We start from the raw sequence: 19,386 nt of genomic DNA, 5'->3' as shown, positions 1-19,386 counted from the left end.
GCCGGCGCGCTCGGCCGCTGCGGCCGCGATCGCCTTGTGCGGCGGGCTTCGCGGCTGAACAGGGCGGTTCGCGATGCGTGGCCGCCAGACCCGCCGCTGGCGATATTTTCGCCAATCCGCGCCGCCGCTTCGATTGACATCGCTTTATCGCGATGCAACATAAGCCCCGTCGCCGGCCCCGGCCGCGACCTTCCTCCGCAACCGAATCCGCCGCCGTGAACGCACACCGCCCGACCGTCCTGCCGTCCGCCAGCCGCCGCGTTTCCGGCGGGTGTCGCATGGCGATGTGTCGGCGCTGAGACCGCGGCGCCCCGCGCACGCCGCTCGCCCGTTCCGTTCGCTCCCGCAGATCGTCCAGGTTGCCTCGCCATGTATCGCCGTACGTCCGCACGCCGCCGCCATCACCACGCAGCGTTCCGCGCACCGCCCGCTCGAATGCGCGCGGCCTGTAGCGGGCGGGTGAGGCCGACGCTCTAAACGAGCGACCGCCGGCCGAGCCTGCCGACCCTTTCTACCGACCCGCGCGGCGGGCGACCTGCGGCTTGCGCCGCATTCGTCTCTCTCCCCTCCCAACGACCGCGCTGCGCAGCGCGCAGCGTCGGCGGCCGTGCGCCGTCGCGGGCCGGCTTTTTCTTCGCGCTTTGCTCTTCGTTTCGCCTCCCCTCTCCCACGTCTTGCAGGAAACCTCCATGTCCCACGCCGTCCGCAATCCCGAAGCGCGTTACCGACGCCTGCCGCTGGCGCTCGCCCTGGCCCTGGCCGCGCCGCTGGCCCTGGCCGCGCCGCTGGCGCGGGCCGCCGACGCGGCCGCCGCCGATGCGGCCGATGCCGCCGGCCCCGGCGTCACCCTCGACGCGGTGCAGGTCACCGGCAGCAACCTCAAGCGAAGCGACGAGGCCGGGGTCAATCCGGTGCTGGTGCTCGATCGCGTGCAGATCGAGAAGAGCGGCAAGGTCACCGTGTCCGATCTGCTGCGCAGCCTCACCGTCAACAGCGGCAACAGCTTCAACGAGCAGTACACCGGCAGCTTCGCCAACGGTTCGGCCGGCGTCTCGCTGCGCGGGCTGAGCCAGAAGAACACCCTGGTGCTGGTCAACGGCTACCGCGTGGCCTCGTACGGTTTCGCCCAGGGCACCCAGGACAACTTCGTCGACCTCAACGCGCTGCCGCTGGGCGCGATCGAGCGCGTGGAGATCCTCAAGGACGGCGCCTCGGCGCTGTACGGTTCCGACGCCATCGCCGGCGTGGTCAACCTGATCCTGCGCCGCAAGATCGAAGGCGTCGAACTCGATGCGTCCTACGGCGCGGCCACCGAGGGCGGCATCGACCAGCACAGCATCGGCCTGCGCGCCGGCCGCGGCGATCCGGCCAAGGACGGCTACAGCCTGCGTTTCAGCCTGGACGTGTTCCAGCGCGGCCAGCTCAACGCCGACGAGCGCGACCTGACCAAGAGCGGCGACTACCGCTCCGAACCCGGAGGCCGCCTGGCCGGCTGGTCCACGCAGGGCGGCGCGTTCCTGAGCAACCCGCGCGCGCCGGTCGCGTTCGCCTGCCAGCCGGGCACCCAGTCGCGCCCCTACAGCGACTTCGGCAGCCCACTGCCGGGCAACGCCTGCGCCTTCAACACCCAGCCGTTCCGCACCCTGATCCCGGACGTGGAGCGCTACCAGGCGCTGGTCGCCGGCGACGTGCGCCTCAGCGACAGCGTGCAGGGCTTCGCCGAGATCCTCTACAGCACCAGCCACAACGGCGCTTACTTCAGCGCGCCGATGACGGTCGGCGCCGGCCTGCGCGCGTACGACCGCGGCACCGGCCGCCTGGTCGATATCCCGGCGGTGCTGCCGGTCGGCCATCCGAACAATCCCAACGCGACGCCGACGCCGTTCGAGTATTCCTTCCTCGACCTGGGCGCGCGCTACAAGATCAACAAGTCGCAGTTCTCGCGCGCGCTGGTCGGCCTGCGCGGCAACGGCGAGGTGTGGGACTGGGAGGTCGCCGCCAGCCATTCGGAAAGCCGCCAGCGCGAATACGTGCGCAACTTCCTCGACCGCTATGCGTTCGAGCAGACGCTGGCCGACGGCAGCTACGACTTCCTCAACCCCTCGCGCACGCCCGGCGCGCTCGACGCGCTGCGCCTGTCCACGCGCCGGCCCGGCACGTACCGGCTGAGCACGCTCAGCGGCAAGATTTCCGGCTTCCCGTTCCAGTGGCGCGCCGGCGACGTCGGCGTGGCCGCGGGCGTGGAGTTCCGCGACGAAGCGCAGGACGCGCGCACCAGCCCGCAGGTGCTGTCGGGCACCGAGTTGCGTCCGGCGATCAACCTCATCGACGGCGACCGCCGCGTCGCCGCCGCGTTCTTCGAGTTCAGCCTCAAGCCGTGGGAGCAAGTGGAAGTGCAGCTCGCCGGCCGCGGCGACCACTACAGCGACTTCGGCAGCGCGTTCTCGCCCAAGCTCGGCGTGCGCTGGCAGCTCAGCGACGACTTCCTGCTGCGCCTGAACGCCTCGCGCGGCTTCCGCGCGCCGTCGCTGCCGGAGATCGCGCAGAGCACCACGATCAGCTACGGCTCGGTGATCGATCCCTTCGATCCGGTCCAGCCCGGCGCCTCGCGCGGCGTGACCATCCTGCGCGCCGGCAATTCCAACCTGAAGGCCGAGCGCTCCAGCAACGTCAACCTCGGCCTGCTGTGGGCGCCGGACGCCGACACCAGCCTGGGCATCGACCTGTACCGCATCCGCCAGGACGACCTGATCGCGCCGGACAACGTGCAGTTCGTGGTGTCCAATCCGGACGCCAACCCGGGCCGCATCACCCGCGACGCGCAGGGCCGCCTGCAGCTGGTCGAGAACCGCTATTCCAACCAGGGCACGCTGACCACCACCGGCTTCGACGTGGAAGGGCGCAAGGTCTGGCGCGCCGGCGACGACAGCTGGACCCTGGACGGCACCTGGACCCGCTTGCTCAGCTACGAGCAGCCGCTGGTGGCGGGGCAGGCCAAGCAGGACGGCGCCGGCAACAACCTGTTCGGCGCGCTGCCGAAGTGGCGCGGCATCACCTCGCTGGCCTGGACCCGCGGCGACTGGAACGCGCAGCTGTCGTGGCGCTACATCGGCGGCTACGGCCAGAAGGTGGTCGACGCGCGCAGCAACCCGGGCCTGCGCGGCAAGGTCGACGATTACCACCAGTTCGATCTGTACGTCGGCTTTGAGGGCCTGCGCGACACCACGCTGTACGCCTCGGTGCAGAACCTCGCCGACAAGGCGCCGCCGTTCGATCCGGCCGGCGGCGCGCTGCCGTACGACATCACCCAGTACGACGCGCTCGGCCGCTTCGTCACGGTGGGGGTGAAGTACAAGTTCTGAGCCGCGTCGCGGCGACGTTCGACGAACGGGCGGGGGCTGCGGCTCCCGCCCGTTTTCGTTCGCGCGCGTTGCTCGCCGGCCCGGCTTGGGCGAGCCGGCGAACGCGTTTGGGTGAACGCGCTCAGGCGGGCGCGCTGACGCCGGCGCGTTTGCGTGGGCACGTTTGCATGGAAACGTTTGGACGTGCAGGTTTGCGCGTGCAGGTTCCGGCGCGCCTTGGCGACCCCGCGCCGCGAGCTCGCGCGTTCGATGCGGTGCGACCGGCGGATGCGCCGACCCGCGTCGCGATGGCATAGTGCCGCCAGCCAAGACGGCGATGGAGACGGAACATGGAGCAAGCGAAGATGCGAATCCCGGGCAAATCCGCGCCGGCGATGCGCTGGCTGTTGGCGGCGGCGCTGGCCGCGGCGGCGTTGGGCTGCGCCAAGCACGCGCCCGAAGCGGCGGCGACCAGCGACCAGGCCGCGGCGGCGTCCGAAGCGCCCGCCGCCGGCGGCGGCGATCAGGCCAAGGCCGACCTCGGCGTGCTGCTGGCCTACGAACACCGAGTGCGCGTGCGCCTGTCCGACGACAAGATCGCCGCCCGCGCCAAGGCGGTGCAGGACGCCTGCACCGGCGGCAAGTTCGGTCCGTGCGCGGTGCTGGGCATGAACCAGAGCGGCGGCGATTCGCCCTCGGCCAGCCTGCAGGTGCGGGTGGTGCCGCAAGGCGTGGAGCCGCTGATCGCGCTGGCCGGGCAGGGCGACCAGATCGCCGAGCGCGGCATCCAGGCCGAGGACTTGGCGACGGCCGTGCGCGACAACTCGATGCGCCGCGACCGCCTGAGCCGCGAACACGCGCGCCTGCTCGAATTCCAGGAACGGCGCGACCTGAAGATGGCCGACGTGCTGACCTTGTCCGAGCGCATCGCCGAGATCGAATCGCAGCTGCAGGCGGCCGAACAGGAAGCCGCGCAGCAGCAACGCCGCATCTCGACCCAGCTGATCAACTTCGAGTTCGGCAGCACCCTGGGCCAGGAACGCAGCAGCGAGATCGGCGAGGCGGTGCGCGACTTCGGCGGCATCGTCGCGGCGGTGGTCGCGTTCCTGATCCGCGCCCTGGCGGTGCTGCTGCCGCTGGGCATCGTCGGCGGCGCGTTCCTGTGGCTGTTGCTGAAGTTCCTGCGCGCGCGGCGGGCGCGGCGCAAGGCGGCCGGCGGCTGAGCGCGGCCGGGCGCGGGCCGGACGCCGGGCGCGCCCGGCGCCGGCGCGCGCTCAGCGCTCTTCTTCGGCCTCGAACTCGACCAGCACGTCCAGGTCGAACGCCAGCGCTTCCACCGCCTCGCGCACCTTGTTCGCGGTGGCGGCGTTGGGCGCGTCGATCTCCAGCTCGTGCACGCCGGGGCCGGTATCGTCGGGCAGGCCGGCGGAACTGGAATCGGCATCGTCCATGTGCGGCATCAGGTCGGCGACTTCCTCGACGCGCTCGATGCCGTCGAGGCTGTTGAGCAGATTGCCGATCGCGCGCGCGTCGTCGTCGTTGCCGGTGATACGCAATCGAAGCAGTGGCATGGCGGACACCTGGGTCGCGGGGATGCCTGGAGGCTAGGCAGCGGGCGGCTAAATCCGCGTGAATGCAGCGCGACGGCGGCGCTTCCGGGCGGCCGTCGCCGAGCGCGCGCACGGCGTCACACCGCGTTGCGCGAAGTCACACCGGCTGCATCGGGACGGAGTAGGGTAGCGGGCATGACCAGCACCCCCATCGACGAGTCCTCCGCCAGCGCCGCCGCCGCTCCCGGCGGCCTCACCCTGCGCCCGCTGGAACGCGGCGACCTGCATTTCATCCACGTGCTCAACAACAACCGCAGCGTGATGGGCTACTGGTTCGAGGAACCGTACGAGTCCTTCGTCGAGCTCGAAGAGCTGTACCGCAAGCACATCCACGACCAGTCCGAGCGCCGCTTCATCATCCAGGACGGCGCGATGGAGCGGATCGGGCTGGTCGAACTGGTCGAGATCGACCACCTGCACCGGCGCGCCGAATTCCTGATCATGATCTCGCCCGAGCACCAGCGCCGCGGCCACGCGCGGCTGGCGACGCGGCTGGCGATCAACTACGCGTTCCGGGTGTTGAACCTGTACAAGCTGTACCTGCTGGTGGACGTGGACAACACCCGCGCGATCCGCATCTACGAGGACGCCGGGTTCCAGCGCGAAGGCGTGCTGGTGGACGAGTTCTTCACCGACGGGCGCTATCACGACGTGGTGCGGATGTGTTTGTTCCAGCATCAGGTGCTGGGGCGGGTCGGCAAGTAGCAGGGCTTGCCTGCCCGATGCTCTTGCTGTTGTGGGAGACCTTCAGGCCCGAGGCTCTTGTTTTTGCTGGGAGAGCCTTGAAGCTCGATGCTCTTGTATTGCTGGGAGAGCCTTGAAGCTGGATGCTCTTGTATTGCTGGGAGAGCCTTGAAGCTGGATGCTCTTGTTTTTGTGGGAGGGCCTTCAGGCCCGATGCTCTTGTTTCAGGTCGCCGCGATCTGAGCGAAAGGCATCGGGCTTGAAGGCCCTCCCACAGAAGCGAAAGCATCGGGCCTTAGCCTCTCTCGCAGAGCAAGGCCTCGCTACCAGAGCAAGGCCTCGCTACCAGAGCAAGGCCTCGCTACCAGAGCAAGGCCCTCCCGCTACTGCGTCAGCCCTTCTTCTCGCGTACCGGCAGCGGCATGTTGCACAGGTTGATGTGCCCGGCCGGCTGCAGGTACCAATCGTCGCGGCGGTTGCGCCGCGCTTCCACCAGCTCGGCGAACAGCGGCGTGTCGGTGCGCAGCACTTCGAGTTTGGCGCGCTGCGCTTCGGGCAGGTCGGCCGCCAGCGCGATCGAGACGATCGGCGCGCGCTCGGAGGGTTTCTCGTAGAAGCCCAGCGCGCCGGTGCCGCGCGGCAGCACCGACAGCAGCTCCATGCCCTGCACGACCCGGCCGACGGTGGTGATGTTGCGGTCCAGGTGGCGCGGCGACTGGCCGATCACCACGTACAGTTCGCTGCCGTTGCTGGAATCGGCGGCCATGTCGCGGCCGGCGCCGACGGTGCCGTAGCAGTGCGCCAGCCAGCTCGAACCGGTGGCGGAATCGCGCGCGGCGGGGAAGCCGTCGACGAAACCGGCTTGCTTCGCCCAGCCGTCGGTGTCGGGCAGCACGGTCATCTTCAGGCCGGCGCTCTTGCGCGCGAACTCGGCCGGCAGCTTGTCCTTGGCGCCGGGGCCGAGCGGCTTGCGCCTGGCCGCGTCCTCTTCCGGGTCGCCCCACTGGACCACGTAGTTGTCCTGCGAGCGGTTGACGCTCAGGCCGTTCCAATAACCGTTGTGCGCCAGCGCGCGGATGTTGGCGACGTGCTCGGGCGCGAACTGCGGCGCGAGTTCGATCACCGCGCGGCCGCGTTCGAGTTCCAGGTAGATCGTGTTGCGCGGGTCGAGCGCGCGCCAGTCGGAGGGCTGGCTGGCATCGAGGATCTGCTGCAGGGTGCGGCCCTTGGCCGCGGGCGTGGCGGCCGCCGCCGCGGCGGTCGCGGCGGCCAGGGCCAGCGACAGGGCGAGCGGGGCGGTGCGGGCGATCGAAGTCATGGGCGTGGTCTGTCCGTCGTCGTGTCGGGCGGGGCGGGGATAGAAGGTAGCGGATAGGAGCCAGGAATTAGCAAGAGCCGGTTCGGCTATCTCCTGTCTCCCATGCGCTATCTCCCAATGACTACCTGCACATTCGCTATAGCGAACTTCACAATAGTCTGAGCACCAGACTAGCCCAGGGGCCCCGCCCGTGACCGATCTCGACAGCCATTTGCGCAAGTTCCAGAAGGAGCTCAGCACCGGCACGGTGTCGCTGGCGCTGCTGGCGGTACTCGGCGCGGCCGACGAGCCGATGTACGGGTACCAGATCGCCAAGCGCCTGGAGCGCGAGGGCGAGGGCGTGCTCAGCGGCAAGCAGAGCGCGCTGTACCCGGTGCTGCGCAACCTCGGTACGGCCGGCCTGCTCGACAGCCATGTCGAGCCGTCGGTGACCGGGCCGCCGCGGCGCTACTACCGCATCACCGACAGCGGCCGGGCGGTTCTGCGCGAATGGACGCAGGCCTGGCGCGCCACCCGCGATTCCGTCGATTCCGTCCTGCAGGGGCTCGAACCATGAACGCCATAGCCGGCACCGCCCATTACCCGCCCGAAGCCGACTCCGCGCCGGCCGGCGCGCACTCCTCCGACCCGGCCGCGGCCGCCAGCGCCGCCGCCGGCCTGCCGAGCTCGATCCCCGAGTACCTGCAGCGCCTGCGCCAGGCCCTGCACGGCGCCGATCCGGCGCTGATCCAGGACGCGCTGTACGACGCCGAGGAGTACCTGCGCGCGGAAATGGCCGAGAACCCGCAGCGCAGCGAAGCGCAGATCATCGCCAGCGTCGCCGGCAGCTACGGCGCGCCGGACGAGGTGGCGGAGATCTACCGCGACACCGAGGCCAAGGTGCAGACCGCGCTGCGCCCGCCCAGGCCGGCGCCGCGGCGCTCGTGGCTGGGCCGCTTCTTCGGCGTGGCGCTGGAACCGCGCACCTACGGCGCGCTGTTCTACATGCTGCTGTCGCTGGCCACCGGCACGTTCTACTTCACCTGGGTCGTCACCGGCGCCTCGGTGTCGGCGAGCCTGCTGATCCTGATCGTCGGCCTGCCGCTGCTGATCCTGTTCCTGGGCTCGGTGCGGGTGCTGGCGCTGGTGGAAGGGCGGCTGGTGGAGACCATGCTCGGCGAACGCATGCCGCGCCGGCCGCTGTACAGCGACCGCGAGCGGCCGTGGCTGGAGCGGATCAAGGAGATGTTCACCGACCCGCGCACCTGGGGCACGCTGCTGTACCTGCTGCTGATGCTGCCGCTGGGCACGGCCTACTTCAGCGTCGCGGTCACCGCGCTGGCCTTGTCGCTGTCGTTGATCTTCGTCCCGATCGCGCAGTGGACGGGCCTGTTCCACGGCAACATCTGCCTGGATTACGCCTGCACCAACGCCGGTTCCTGGGGCGTGCTGCCCGAGGCGGTGCTGTGGCCGCTGTGCCTGCTGACCGGCGTGCTGCTGCTGTTCGCGACCCTGCACCTGGCCCGCGGCATCGGCTACCTGCACGCGCAACTGGCGAAGGCGCTGCTGGTGCGCTGGGGCTGAAGCCGAGGGTGGCGCCGCGGATTCGCCGTCGCAGTTGCTTTTTGTAGGAGCGGCGCGAGCCGCGACCGCGCCAATTCGACCACGACGAAACTCTGCGATCCCCGTCCTGGTCGAACGCCGGACTTCCAACGGGCGTCATGGGTGCGGCGGCGCGGTCGCGGCTTGCGCCGCTCCTACAGGGGGGGCCGGCTTTATCGCGGCCGCAACGAAAAAGCCCGGCGCATGGCCGGGCTTTTCTCGTTGCGGCCGCGCGGCTCAGGCCGCGTAGCGGGCGATGAAGTCGCGCACCTGCGGATACACCTGCTCGCGCCAGCGCCGGCCGCTGAAGATGCCGTAGTGGCCGGCGCCGTCGACGGTGATGTGCTGGCGCTGGGATTCGGCCACGCCGGTGCACAGGGTGTGGGCGGCGCGGGTCTGGCCCTGGCCGGAGATGTCGTCGAGCTCGCCTTCGATGGTCAGCAGCGCGGTGTTGTTGATCGCGCCGGGGTTTACGCGTTCGCCGGCGACGTCCCACAGGCCGCGCGGCAGCAGGTGTTCCTGGAACACGACGCGGATGGTGTCGAGGTAGTACTCGGCCGGCATGTCGAGCACGGCGTTGTATTCGTCGTAGAAGCGGCGGTGCGATTCGGCGTCTTCCAGGTCGCCCTTGAGCAGGTCCTGGTAGAAATCCCAGTGCGACTGGAAATGCCGCTCCGGGTTCATCGCCACGAAGCCGCTGTGCTGCAGGAAGCCCGGGTAGACGCGGCGGCCGCGGCCGGGGAAGTTGGCCGGCACGTGGTGGATCAGATTGTTCTCGAACCACCACAGCGGCTTGTGCTCGGCCAGGTCGTTGACCTGGGTCGGGCTCTCGCGGGTGTCGATCGGGCCGCCCATCATCACCAGCGAACGCGGGGTCGGTTCGCCGCGCGCGGCCATCAGCGACACCGCCGCCAGCACCGGCACGGTCGGCTGGCAGACGCTGATCACGTGCAGGCTGTCGGCACCGATCTGGCGGATGAAGTCCTGGATGTAGCCGATGTAGTCGTCGAGGGTGAAGGCGCCTTCCTCGTTCGGCACCATGCGCGCGTCGATCCAGTCGGTGATGTAGACCTTGTGGTCGCGCAGCAGGGTGCGCACGGTGTCGCGCAGCAAGGTGGCGTGGTGGCCCGACAGCGGCGCGACCACCAGCACCGGCGGATCGTCCTTGAGCTCGGCGATGTTGCCGGCGTCGTCGGCGTAGCGCTTGAAGCGCAGCAGCCGGCAGAACGGCTTGCGCGCCATCTCGCGCTCGATCACCGGATAGGCGTTGCCGTCGATCTGGATCGAATGGATGCCGAATTCGGGCTTTTCGTAGTCCTTGCCGATGCGGTAGAGCAGCTCGCACCCGGCCGCCACGCGCGAGGCGCCGGGCAGGGTCGACAGCCAACTGCCGGGCGCGGCGAACATCTTGGCGCCGGCGTCGGCCCAGTAGGTCATCGGGGCCATCCAGGCGCGGCCGAGTTCGTGCATCTGATAGAGCAGCATTCGGGTCGGACTCTCAGTGGCGGGCAGGGCTGGCGGGAGAGGGTAAACGCAACCGGCGGCAACGATTTGCTGCGGCGCAGCATAGCGGATTGCGATGGCCGTCGCGTGAAACCGCGGTTGCGGTCGCTGATAGGTGTGAGATGAGGCCGTTTCGGCACGTTTTCGGCGCGACCGGCTGCCCCGCGGTCGCAGCTTGCGCAGCGCCTACCGTCAGGACCGAAGCTGCGGCCGCCCCTGTAGGAGCGGCGCGAGCCGCGACCGCGCCATCGCGCTTACGACGCCACCGCTACGCCAGCGACGATCTTCGGCCTCAGCCCGAGGTCTCCAACGCCGCCGTCCCGCCCGCCAGCGCCGGCCCCAGCCACAGGTGCGAACCCAGCGCCTGGAACCCGTGCGCGGCGAAGCGCTCGCGGTAGAACTTCGCGGGCCGGCGCTTGAAGCCGTCGGTGTCGCCTTCGATCCCGTCCTCGCGGGTAAAGGTTTCGAGGAACGCCACCCCGCCGCACAGCTCGGCCACGCCGGCCAGGCCGCGATCGAGCTCGCGCGTGTCCAGGTAGTGCATGACGTCGCTGCAGATCAACAGGTCGACCGGCGCGCACGGGCGCAGGAATTCGAAATCGCCGAAGCGGGCCAGGTGCAGGTTGCGGGTGCGACCGAAGCGCGCAACCGCGTACTGGCTGGAGTCGAATCCGAGATACTGCAGGCGCGGACGCAGCTTCAGCAGCGGCGCGCGCCACGGGCCCTCGCCGCAGCCGATGTCGAGCACGCTGCGGATCGGGCGTTCCAGGTGGTACTCGGCGGCGGCCACGGCCAAGGCGACCTTGCGCGCCAGCCGCGCGGCGCCGCCGATGGCCTCGTGCTTGAGCGCGGGATCGCGGTACCAGCGCTGGAAGTAGTCGCGGTCGTAGTGTTTGCTCATGCGGTGTCGGCCGTTCGGTGAGGCGTCCGCGCGCCGCCTGCGGAGACGGCGGCCGGGCGCTGGGGCTGCGTGGAACGTGGCATCCTAGCGCGCCAGGGCGCGCCCGAGGCCGCTACGCCGGTTCGCAGCGCTCGCAGCCGGCCGGCCGGCGCGGGCGCGGCGCCCGCGCTTGCCGGCCGCGCCGCCAGCGACGTCCGGAGCGATCCGCCCGCGCCCCAGCACCGCCACCTGTTTCGTATCGGGAAGCCAGCGATGAACGCCTATCTGTGGACCAAGACCTTCCATCTCGTGTTCGTGATCGCCTGGATGGCCGCGGTCTTCTACCTGCCGCGGATCCTGGTCAACATCGCCGAGAGCCAAGGCGAGCCGGCGGTGCGCGCGCGGCTGGCGCTGATGGGCCGCAAGCTCTACCGCTTCGGCCACATCATGTTCGGCCTGGCGTTCCTGTGCGGCCTGCTGATGTGGCAGGGCTACCGCGTGTTCGGCGACGGCCTGCCGCAGATGTTCGCGGTCGGCGGCTGGCTGCACGCCAAGCTGACCCTGGTCGTGGCGCTGCTGGTCTACTACAGCTTCACCGGCCGCTGGATCAAGGGCCTGGACAAAGGCCGCGCGCTGCCGTCCTCGCGCACGCTGCGGCTGTTCAACGAGCTGCCGCTGCTGGCCCTGATCGCGATCGTGTGGCTGGTGCTGGCCAAGCCGTTCTGAGTAACCGAAGCCACGAAGCTCCGCCGCCACATCACGAAACCCGGCCTCCCAGCCGGGTTTTGCTTTTAAGCCCCTGCAAGAGCGGCGGAGCCGCGACCGCGACATCGCGCTTGCCGTCGTAGCCGCGGATCCGCGGTCGCGGCTCGCGCCGCTCCTGCAGTCGCTGCGCTGCGATTTCGGCGCGGCGGGAGGGGAGCGCTGTGGTTGCTGGCGATGCCGAAACCCGTTTTGCCTTTGCTGTCGCTTCGCGCGCCGCCTCGATTTCCACAGCGCCTGTGGACAAGCATGCGGACAGACGCCGTGGAATCGGGTTCCACGCCTTGCGCCGCAAGCGTTTCGCGAAATTGATCAATTTTTGTCCACGCTGGGGGCTAGCGCGCCGACCTGGCTTTGCACGGCAGTTTCACGGGTTCCACGCGCGGGCCGCGTCGGGTTTCTCACTCCGCGCGACGCCGCTGCGCTATCCACACGCGCTGTGGACAACCATGCGGACAGTTGCCTTGGAATCGGGTTTCACGCCTTGTGCGGCGGGGCTTTCGCGACTTTGGACAGTTTTTGTCCAGGCTCGGGAAGGCCTGCAAATCCAGGGCGAACCGCGACGCCGTCGGCCGGGCGCGCGCTGCGCAAGCGGATTTCCGGCGCGGCGCTATCCACATTGCCTGTGGACAAACTTGCGGACACTGTCCGTGGAATCGGGTTTCACGCCTTATGCGACAAGGCCTGCGCAAGTTTGGCTAAATTTTGGCCAGTCGCCGGAAACGGCGAAAATCGCGTCGGCTTGACGGATCGCCACGCATCGCCTAGCCGGCGCGTCGCGCGCGGCGCATGAGCCGCGCAGCTGTCCACACCGCCTGTGGACAAGCTTGCGGACACTCGCCGTGGAATCGGGTTCCACGCCTTATGCCGCAAGGGTTCGCAAGGATTGGTCAAATTTTCGCCATCGGTGAGAAGCGCGGCTGGGGGCGGTCGCGGGCCAAAAAAGCCGGGGCAGGGGCCGCCGAACTCGTTCGGCTGTCCACGCAGGCGGCGAACAAGGCTGCGGACACGCGCCATGAGATCGGATCCCACGCGTTGGAGATCGGAGCCGGAGCCTTCGCGAGGGAGGCGGTCGTTTGTCCGGATCATGCGCGTGGCGCCGCACCTCAGATGGGCCGCAGCGGCTCCGCACCGAACGCGGGCAAGCCGCGACCGCGGCACCGCGCCGCGCGGCCGGCGCGATCGGCTGCCGTCCGCCGTCTTCGCCCGCCGCCGGCCGCAAGCGCCGGCCGGACGACGACGCGCCCTACAATGGCCGCCTCGCCGCCCGCGCGCGGCGAACCCGGCTTCAGCGCCGGCCCCATCGCCCTGGCGGATGCGAACAAAGGATGTTGACTTTTACTCCCAAGCAAGAGCGATGGATGATGTTGATCGTCCTGGCGCTCATTGCCATCGCGATGTACGCCGCCGCCTGGCAGTCGCTGTTCGGGCCGTCGGGCCGGAAAGAGGACGTCGAGGTGTGGTGGATCGTGGCCGTGTCGATGGCGTTCACGTACCAAGCCGGTTATCGCAACGTCCTCAAGAACCTGGGGCCGCTGGTGTTCGTGCTGGCGTTGTTGCTGCCGACGACGCTGCAGTTGATCGGCGTGGCGATCAGGTTGGTCCGGATCTATTCCTGATCGGCGATGCGGCGCGCACCGGCGACGCCGATGCGCGCGGCGCCCGCGCGCTGGATCTGGGCCGCGCGGGCGGGCCGGATCGAGGCCGCGGCCGGCGCTGGCTTTCGGCGCGCAAAAAAAAACGGCGGCCCGCGCACGGGCCGCCGTAGGTTCTGTCTCGGCGCCGACCGACCGGCCGGCGCCCGCGCGGCTCAGCGCGCGCTCTTGAAGTCGTCGGGCTTGGGCAGGGTCACCGGCACCTGGTGCGTGTCGCAATCGCCCTTGGCGCACAGCGAGGCGCGCAGCTTGGGCATGGACTGCAGCAGGAAGTGGTAGATCGTGTTCTGCTCGACGCTGCCGCGCACCGCCGCGCTGCCGGGGCCGCGCGCCCAGATGCCGACATCATCGCCGCCGTGGGTCTCGCTGCTGGTCGGCACCAGCGCTTCCTGCATGTAGTCGGGCGCCTCGGTATCGACCTTGGTCAGGTCCGGGCGGCCCTTCTCGATCTCCATCGTGCCGCTGACGGTGTGCGGGAAGGTGTGCGGGCCCTCGGGCTGCTGCGCGCTGGCGCCGGTGTAGCCCGGGCCGTTGCTGTAGTTGAGCGTGGTGTAGGGCTTGCCGAGCGAGTCGCGGGCGTAGTCGTTCGGGTCGCCGTCCTCGCCGCTGGTGCCGCGCACCTTGCCGAGCATCGGGTTGCCGCGGGTCGGATAGCCGACGAAGCTCAGGGTGTGGGAGTGGTCGGCGGTGACCAGGATCAGGGTGTCGTCGGCCGAGGTCGCCTGGTTGGCCGCGTCGACCGCCTCGCTCAGGGCGATGGTGTCGGTCAGCGCGCGGTAGGCGTTGCCCATGTGGTGGGCGTGGTCGATGCGGCCGCCTTCGACCAGCAGCACGTAGCCGTTGGGATTGCGCTTGAGCCGCTCGATCGCCGCGAGCGTCATGTCCTTCAGCGACGGCTCGCCGGCGCCGTCCTGCGGGCGGTCGTGCTCGAACTGCATGTGGTCGGGCTCGAACAGGGCGAACAGCGGCTGGTCCTTCGGCGCCGCGGCCAGCTGCTTGGCGTTCCACACGTAGCTGCCGCCGGGATGGCGCTGCTTCCAGGTGGCGATCAGGTCGCGGCCGTCGAGGCGCTGGCCGACCTTGTCGTCGTATTCGGGATCGCGCTGTTCGACGGTCATGAAGTTGGCGCGGCCGCCGCCCATCAGCACGTCCGGGCCGGTGCCGTACGGGCTTTCGATCATCTGCCGGGCGATGTCGACGCAGCCGTCGGCCTTGGCCTTCTCCGGCAGGTCCATGTCGTTTTCCCAGTTGCGGTCGGCCGAGTGGCTGAAGGTCGCGCCCGGGGTGGCGTGGGTGACGCGGGTGGTGGTGACCACGCCGGTGGCCAGGCCGCTGCCGGCGGCGAGTTCCCACAGGGTCAGCATCGGCGCCTTGAGCGCTTGCGCGCAGTCGCCGCGCGCGCCCTTCTGGCCGATGCTGAGCACGCCGGCGCGGGTCTTCACGCCGGTGGCCATGGCGCTCATGGTGCCGGCCGAATCGGGGGTCTGCGAGTCGGTGTTGTAGGTCTTGCTCAGCGCGGTCGCGGGGAAGCGCTCCCAGCTCAGCCGGTTCTCCTCGCCGGGCGCGCCCTTGCGCTGGCCGGCGAGGATGCGCGCGGCGGCGACCGTGGTCAGGCTCATGCCGTCGCCGACGAACAGGATCACGTTGCGGGCCTTGGCCGCCGGCGCGCCGCGCTGCGCGGCCTGGGCGGCGCCGTCGCGGTACCACCAGGCCGGGGTCTCTTCCTGCGGATGCTTGATCGTCGGCACGTCGATGACGACGCCGGCCGAGGGCGCGTCGGCGCGGGTGGCCGGCGCGGCGGCCGCGCAGGCGGTCAGCAGCGCGGGGACGAGGAGGACGGAGGCGGAACGCAGCTTGGACATGGGCGGGCCGGGCGATGGACGGACAAGCCGGCGATTATGCCTTGGGTGCGTGACGGCGAAAGGACCGCGCCCGGTGCGGGCTTTGCGGATCGTGGCTGGCGGGGCATCGCGGGCGGCGCGACGCGCGTCGCGCGAAAAAGGAAGGCGGCCATCGGCCGCCTTCCGCGTATCGCGAACCGCTCGCGCCGCGTCAGTCGCAAGCGTTCGAAGTCGGCAGCCGGGTGACCGCCTTCACCGAACAGCCCACGCCGTTGTTGCAGGCGCGAAGGCGGGTGTAGGTCTTGATGACGGCGGGATTGGCGATGCGGGTGGCGGTGCGCGCGCCGCGATAGAGCTCGTAAACCGGCTGGCCGATCATGTGGCTGAAATTGGGATCGTCGGAGGTCTGCAACTGGTAGAACTCGTTCAAGCCCGGCGCCGGCGACCAGTTGGCATAGGTGGTGGACGTCACCACCACCTCGCCGCCGGGGCCGTGGCCGATGTTCTGGCAGGTCTGCATGGTCGCCGACTGCGCCACGCCGGGCACGGCGATGTTGCCGCGCTTGCTGTAGTACGACACCGTCGGAAGCATCCAGTGCAGCGCCTCGACCATGTCGGCGGTGGCGTTGCCCAGCGGATGGCCGTTGTAGCTCTGGTACGGCGAGGACCAGCGGTTGATGCGCGCGCAGCCGCCGGTGGTGCAGCCGCCGGGCAGGCCGGCGCCGATCGCCATGATGGTGCGGAAGCCGCCGGCGGCGCTGACGAAGCCCTGCGCGTACTTGGACGGCGGATGCGCGCCGCCTTCGCCCTCGTGCAGGCCGCCGAGGATGTGGCCGATCTCATGGGTGAAAGTGCGATCGCCGGCGGCGCAGCCGGCGCTGACCACGGCCACCGATTCGCGCCACTGGCTGAAGGCGCTCTGGTGCGCGGGCACGCTGGCGCGGCCGCAGGTCGCGGTCATGCGGTTGCCGTCGACCAGCAGCACCACGGCGTCGGCGTTGTACTGGATGCGCAAGGCGTCGAGGTTGCTGAAGCTGGCGAGGCTGTCGCGCATCTGGTCGTGGGTGGTGTTCCAGATGTCGAAGCCGGCGTCGGCGGGTTCGTTGAAGCTCGAAGGCAGCAGCGCGACCCGCTTGAGCCCGCCCAGGTGCACGGCGCTGCTGGCGAACGACAGGTTGGCGTCGGCGAACAGGCTCTGCACATAGGCGTCCAGTCCTGGTGCCGGCGGGCCGCCCGCGGCGCCGCCATGGAGTTGGTTGACGCGGCCGGTGTACAGCACCAGCACGTCGACCGGATAGAGCACGTCCTCGGCATCGCTCTTGGCGCCGTCGCCGCCGCGCGCCGTCGCCTGCGCGGGCGCGAGCGCGGGCGCGGCCAGCTTCGCCGGGACCAGGCCCGGATGCGGCTGGTGGATGCCTTCGGCGAGGTTGCGCGAAGCGAACGATGCGGGATCGATCTCGCGCACCACGGCGCTGCCCGACAACGGGCCTTCCAGCACGTACTGGGCGGTGCCGGCGTCGATGCGGCCGTAGACGCGCTCGGCGTTCATGGTCAGCAGCACCTGTCCGCCGCCTTCGCTGTCGGCGATGCGGCCGACCCAGGTCGCCGCGCCGTTGCCGTGTTCGATCCAGCGCACGAACGAGGGCGCGAACCTGGCATCGGCGAACAGCGCCAGTTCCAGCGGCTCGGCGCCGGCGCTGCGCGCGTCGAGTACGGACTTGAGCTGCACTTCGGCGCGGCCGGCGCGGCGGGTATGTCCGCTCAGCGCGCTGGCCGGCGCGCGTTGCGCGTCGAGTTCGCTTTCGAAACTCACCGCGGCGGCGGCCGCGTTGCAGGCAGGCGCCATCGTCAGCAGGAGCAGGCCTGCGATACAGAGTGATTTCATCTTCCTTCCCTCTTGGAAAACGTCAGGAATATCCAACGCGGGCCGGTCCGCTGGCCGCTGTGGGCGATCGGTCGTCGGCCGCGCGGGCGCGGCGGGCCGGCGCGGCCGACGACAGCAGCCAGTGTAGGAGCGCGCTTTCTCAGGCGATGAGGCCGGCGACGGAACCGCCGCAGCGGCCGACGCGATTGCGCGAACGCGCCGCCAGACGGACAGCGCGGCGGCGCGAGGGACAGGACGGCGGCGCGGCACCGGCCGGGTGTGCTAAGTTAGTTCCGATATTTGGAACTATCGAAGCCATGGCGAGCGCGCGCCGCCTGTAGCAAGCTGTGAGCATGAGACCCCTGCATCACCCCGCCACCGCCGACATCGAACTGACCGCCGTGCTGTACGCGCTGGCCGATCCGGTGCGGCTGACCCTGGTGCGCGGGCTCAGCCGCGACAGGCCGGTGTCGTGCATCCGGGTCAGCGAGGAAAAAGAGCTGGGGTTGCCGCGGGCGACGCTGTCGCGCCATTTCGATGTGCTGCGCTCGGCCGGGCTGGTGCATACGGTGAAATCCGGAACGCAGTATCTCAACACCTTGCGCTGCGACGATCTGGAGCAGCGTTTCCCCGGCCTGCTGCGCGCGATCCTGTTCGCCGAAACCGACCCGGCGGCTGCGGCCAAGGGCGCGTCGCGCGCGCCGGCCGGCGTTGCCCGGGCCGCGCCGCAAGGCGCGGCGAAGCCCGCCGCGGCGTCCAAGCGCGCGGCCGCCGCGCCGCGCACGGGCCGGTCGCGCCCGTGATCGCCGCGGCGCGCGCGCGGCGTGGCCGGGGCCGATTTGCCGATGCGGCTCACAGTCATGACGTTTGGTTGCGCGCTTATGCACTTGGATTCGTCGGCGCGGCGGCCAAGCTGTTTATCGTGTCGTCCCCCGGGTCCGCCCGGGCGCCCGCCCTCCCGCCCTTGTCGGCCCACAGCCCCGGATAGCCCGCGATGACCGCCTTGTTCTCCGCCTGGTTCCGCATCCCGTTCTGGCAACGCGTGGTCGCCGGCTTCGCGCTCGGCGCGCTGGCCGGCTGGGCGATGGGTCCGGCGGCGGAAACCTGGTTCGGGCCGCTGGGCGATCTCTACGTCACCTTGATCAAGATGATCGCGGTGCCGCTGGTGTTCTTCGCGGTGATCAACGCGGTGGCATCGCTGCACGGGCAAAAATCCATCGCCGCGCTCGGCGGCCGCACCTTCCTGTGGTTCGCGATCACCGCGGTGCTGGCGGTGGCGGTGGGCCTGGCGGTGGGCACGATCCTGCAGCCCGGCAGCGGGGTGATCGGGCTGGCGGCGTCCTCGGACTACAAGCCGCGCGACGTGCCCAGCGTGACCAAGGTGCTGCTCGACGTGGTGCCGAGCAATCCGTTCTACGCCCTGACCGGCATCGGCGCGACCAAGAACGCCGCCGGCGAGACCGTGCTGGCCGCGGGCAAGGGCTCGATCCTGCCGGTGATCTTCTTCGCCGGCCTGCTCGGCTTCGCCATGGTCAAGCTCGGCGAGAAGGTCGCCGGCGTGCGCAAGCTGGTCGGCGAGGCCAGCGAGCTGATGATCCAGGTCACCCGCTTCGTCCTGGAAGTCACCCCGATCGGCACCTTCGGCCTCATCGCCGCGCTGGTCGGCGCCTACGGTTTCGAGAAGCTGCTGCCGCTGGGCAACTTCGTGCTGGCGCTGTACCTGGCCTGCGCGCTGCACATCGTGGTGGTCTACAGCGCGCTGCTGCTGGCGCACGGGCTCAACCCGCTGAAGTTCTTCCGCGGCGCGGCGCCGGGCATGCAGGTGGCGTTCGTGAGCTCGTCGAGCTTCGCCGCGATGCCGGTGGCGATGCGTTCGATCGTGCACAACCTCGGCGTCAACAAGGATTACGCCGCGTTCGCCTCGCCGCTCGGCGCGAGCATCAAGATGGACGGCTGCGGCGCGATCTACCCGGCGCTGTGCGCGGTGTTCATCGCCCAATACACCGGCACGCCGCTGACCGCCGACCAGTATTTCATCGTCCTGATCGCCTCGGTGCTCGGCAGCTTCGGCACCGCCGGCGTGCCCGGCACGGCGGTGATCATGGCGACCGTGGTGCTCAGCGCCGCCAACCTGCCGCTGGAGACCATCGGCTACCTGTACGCCATCGACCGCGTGCTCGACATGATGCGGACCATGACCAACGTGACCGGGCAGATGCTGGTGCCGGTGCTGGTGGCGAAGGAAACCGGCCTGCTCGACCGCGAGGTGTACGAGGCGGCGTCGAGCAACGTCGGAATCGAGGAAGAAGCCAAGGGCTGACGCGCCGCGCCGGCGCGGACACAGGAA

General features: G+C 70.0%; 16 protein-coding genes and 1 pseudogene. 10 read left to right on the top strand and 7 right to left on the bottom strand.

What is annotated here, in order from left to right; all coding sequences use genetic code 11:
• Positions 1 to 689 precede the first annotated feature (689 nt).
• Positions 690 to 3,362, top strand: a complete 2,673-nt coding sequence (locus JHW41_RS17875) for a TonB-dependent receptor (RefSeq protein ID WP_250444136.1) — start codon at positions 690 to 692, stop codon at positions 3,360 to 3,362.
• A gap of 329 nt (positions 3,363 to 3,691) precedes the next feature.
• Positions 3,692 to 4,564 (top strand): DUF4349 domain-containing protein, encoded by an 873-nt coding sequence (locus tag JHW41_RS17870; protein ID WP_057946767.1) that lies wholly within the window; start codon positions 3,692 to 3,694, stop codon positions 4,562 to 4,564.
• Positions 4,565 to 4,615: 51 nt separating this feature from the next.
• Here JHW41_RS17870 and JHW41_RS17865 read toward each other — a convergent pair whose 3' ends face one another.
• Positions 4,616 to 4,912 (bottom strand): hypothetical protein, encoded by a 297-nt coding sequence (locus JHW41_RS17865; RefSeq protein WP_057946768.1) that lies wholly within the window; start codon positions 4,910 to 4,912, stop codon positions 4,616 to 4,618.
• 174 nt (positions 4,913 to 5,086) lie between these two features.
• On the opposite strand from JHW41_RS17865, the gene speG reads away from it, so the two are divergent.
• Positions 5,087 to 5,656: a spermidine N1-acetyltransferase gene (gene speG, locus JHW41_RS17860; RefSeq protein WP_057946769.1), complete on the top strand. Its 570-nt coding sequence runs from the start codon at positions 5,087 to 5,089 to the stop codon at positions 5,654 to 5,656.
• Positions 5,657 to 5,743: 87 nt separating this feature from the next.
• Positions 5,744 to 5,854: pseudogene (locus JHW41_RS27300) on the top strand (hypothetical protein); the annotation flags it as partial.
• 172 nt (positions 5,855 to 6,026) lie between these two features.
• Here JHW41_RS27300 and JHW41_RS17855 read toward each other — a convergent pair.
• Complete coding sequence (locus tag JHW41_RS17855) at positions 6,027 to 6,953, bottom strand: peptidylprolyl isomerase (protein ID WP_250444133.1); 927 nt, start codon at positions 6,951 to 6,953, stop codon at positions 6,027 to 6,029.
• Positions 6,954 to 7,143: 190 nt separating this feature from the next.
• Here JHW41_RS17855 and JHW41_RS17850 point away from each other — a divergent pair, with 190 nt between their 5' ends.
• Positions 7,144 to 7,509 (top strand): PadR family transcriptional regulator, encoded by a 366-nt coding sequence (locus JHW41_RS17850; protein WP_250444128.1) that lies wholly within the window; start codon positions 7,144 to 7,146, stop codon positions 7,507 to 7,509.
• Positions 7,506 to 8,516, top strand: coding sequence for a sensor domain-containing protein (locus JHW41_RS17845; protein WP_250444125.1), 1,011 nt, complete (start codon positions 7,506 to 7,508; stop codon positions 8,514 to 8,516). The genes JHW41_RS17850 and JHW41_RS17845 overlap by 4 nt, the downstream gene beginning before the upstream one ends.
• A gap of 255 nt (positions 8,517 to 8,771) precedes the next feature.
• Here the strand turns inward: JHW41_RS17845 and JHW41_RS17840 are convergent, their stop codons facing one another.
• Together JHW41_RS17840 and JHW41_RS17835 are read right to left on the bottom strand one after the other, a co-directional pair.
• Positions 8,772 to 10,016, bottom strand: a complete 1,245-nt coding sequence (locus JHW41_RS17840) for a polyhydroxyalkanoate depolymerase (RefSeq protein ID WP_250451093.1) — start codon at positions 10,014 to 10,016, stop codon at positions 8,772 to 8,774.
• A gap of 313 nt (positions 10,017 to 10,329) precedes the next feature.
• Positions 10,330 to 10,938 (bottom strand): class I SAM-dependent DNA methyltransferase, encoded by a 609-nt coding sequence (locus JHW41_RS17835; protein WP_250444122.1) that lies wholly within the window; start codon positions 10,936 to 10,938, stop codon positions 10,330 to 10,332.
• 252 nt (positions 10,939 to 11,190) lie between these two features.
• Here JHW41_RS17835 and JHW41_RS17830 point away from each other — a divergent pair, with 252 nt between their 5' ends.
• Complete coding sequence (locus JHW41_RS17830; RefSeq protein ID WP_057946773.1) at positions 11,191 to 11,643, top strand: CopD family protein; 453 nt, start codon at positions 11,191 to 11,193, stop codon at positions 11,641 to 11,643.
• 31 nt (positions 11,644 to 11,674) lie between these two features.
• On the opposite strand, the gene JHW41_RS17825 is transcribed toward JHW41_RS17830, so the two are convergent.
• Positions 11,675 to 11,995 carry a hypothetical protein gene (locus JHW41_RS17825; RefSeq protein WP_250444119.1) on the bottom strand — a complete coding sequence of 107 codons (321 nt, stop codon included), beginning with the start codon at positions 11,993 to 11,995 and terminating at the stop codon, positions 11,675 to 11,677.
• Between the two features lie 1,045 nt (positions 11,996 to 13,040).
• Between JHW41_RS17825 and JHW41_RS17820 the strand changes: the two genes are divergently transcribed.
• Complete coding sequence (locus JHW41_RS17820; protein WP_057946774.1) at positions 13,041 to 13,298, top strand: hypothetical protein; 258 nt, start codon at positions 13,041 to 13,043, stop codon at positions 13,296 to 13,298.
• 191 nt (positions 13,299 to 13,489) lie between these two features.
• On the opposite strand, the gene JHW41_RS17815 is transcribed toward JHW41_RS17820, so the two are convergent.
• Both JHW41_RS17815 and JHW41_RS17810 read right to left on the bottom strand, forming a co-directional pair.
• Positions 13,490 to 15,196, bottom strand: a complete 1,707-nt coding sequence (locus JHW41_RS17815) for an alkaline phosphatase (RefSeq protein ID WP_250444116.1) — start codon at positions 15,194 to 15,196, stop codon at positions 13,490 to 13,492.
• A gap of 190 nt (positions 15,197 to 15,386) precedes the next feature.
• The gene (locus JHW41_RS17810; protein ID WP_250444113.1) at positions 15,387 to 17,060 is read right to left on the bottom strand and encodes a M12 family metallo-peptidase; all 1,674 of its coding nucleotides are present in this window, start codon (positions 17,058 to 17,060) and stop codon (positions 15,387 to 15,389) included.
• 332 nt (positions 17,061 to 17,392) lie between these two features.
• Between JHW41_RS17810 and JHW41_RS17805 the strand changes: the two genes are divergently transcribed.
• Both JHW41_RS17805 and JHW41_RS17800 read left to right on the top strand, forming a co-directional pair.
• Positions 17,393 to 17,842, top strand: a complete 450-nt coding sequence (locus tag JHW41_RS17805) for an ArsR/SmtB family transcription factor (RefSeq protein ID WP_078997334.1) — start codon at positions 17,393 to 17,395, stop codon at positions 17,840 to 17,842.
• A 191-nt stretch (positions 17,843 to 18,033) separates the two neighbouring features.
• The gene (locus JHW41_RS17800) at positions 18,034 to 19,359 is read left to right on the top strand and encodes a dicarboxylate/amino acid:cation symporter (protein ID WP_057946777.1); all 1,326 of its coding nucleotides are present in this window, start codon (positions 18,034 to 18,036) and stop codon (positions 19,357 to 19,359) included.
• Positions 19,360 to 19,386 lie beyond the last annotated feature (27 nt).

The sequence above is a fragment of the Lysobacter enzymogenes genome (assembly GCF_023617245.1).
Lineage (GTDB): Bacteria > Pseudomonadota > Gammaproteobacteria > Xanthomonadales > Xanthomonadaceae > Lysobacter > Lysobacter yananisis.
Note: the sequence above shows the minus strand (reverse complement) of the source record. Positions and strands in the feature narration are given on the sequence as shown.

Bases quoted from the DNA above. Each gene is read 5' to 3' on its own strand.
- JHW41_RS17845 (WP_250444125.1), top strand. From the start codon at position 7,506: ATGAACGCCATAGCCGGCACCGCCCATTACCCGCCCGAAGCCGACTCC.
- JHW41_RS17865 (WP_057946768.1), bottom strand. From the start codon at position 4,912: ATGCCACTGCTTCGATTGCGTATCACCGGCAACGACGACGACGCGCGC.
- speG (WP_057946769.1), top strand. From the start codon at position 5,087: ATGACCAGCACCCCCATCGACGAGTCCTCCGCCAGCGCCGCCGCCGCT.
- JHW41_RS17830 (WP_057946773.1), top strand. From the start codon at position 11,191: ATGAACGCCTATCTGTGGACCAAGACCTTCCATCTCGTGTTCGTGATC.
- JHW41_RS17805 (WP_078997334.1), top strand. From the start codon at position 17,393: ATGAGACCCCTGCATCACCCCGCCACCGCCGACATCGAACTGACCGCC.
- JHW41_RS17820 (WP_057946774.1), top strand. From the start codon at position 13,041: ATGATGTTGATCGTCCTGGCGCTCATTGCCATCGCGATGTACGCCGCC.
- JHW41_RS17800 (WP_057946777.1), top strand. From the start codon at position 18,034: ATGACCGCCTTGTTCTCCGCCTGGTTCCGCATCCCGTTCTGGCAACGC.
- JHW41_RS17855 (WP_250444133.1), bottom strand. From the start codon at position 6,953: ATGACTTCGATCGCCCGCACCGCCCCGCTCGCCCTGTCGCTGGCCCTG.
- JHW41_RS17870 (WP_057946767.1), top strand. From the start codon at position 3,692: ATGGAGCAAGCGAAGATGCGAATCCCGGGCAAATCCGCGCCGGCGATG.
- JHW41_RS17810 (WP_250444113.1), bottom strand. From the start codon at position 17,060: ATGAAATCACTCTGTATCGCAGGCCTGCTCCTGCTGACGATGGCGCCT.
- JHW41_RS17875 (WP_250444136.1), top strand. From the start codon at position 690: ATGTCCCACGCCGTCCGCAATCCCGAAGCGCGTTACCGACGCCTGCCG.
- JHW41_RS17835 (WP_250444122.1), bottom strand. From the start codon at position 10,938: ATGAGCAAACACTACGACCGCGACTACTTCCAGCGCTGGTACCGCGAT.
- JHW41_RS17815 (WP_250444116.1), bottom strand. From the start codon at position 15,196: ATGTCCAAGCTGCGTTCCGCCTCCGTCCTCCTCGTCCCCGCGCTGCTG.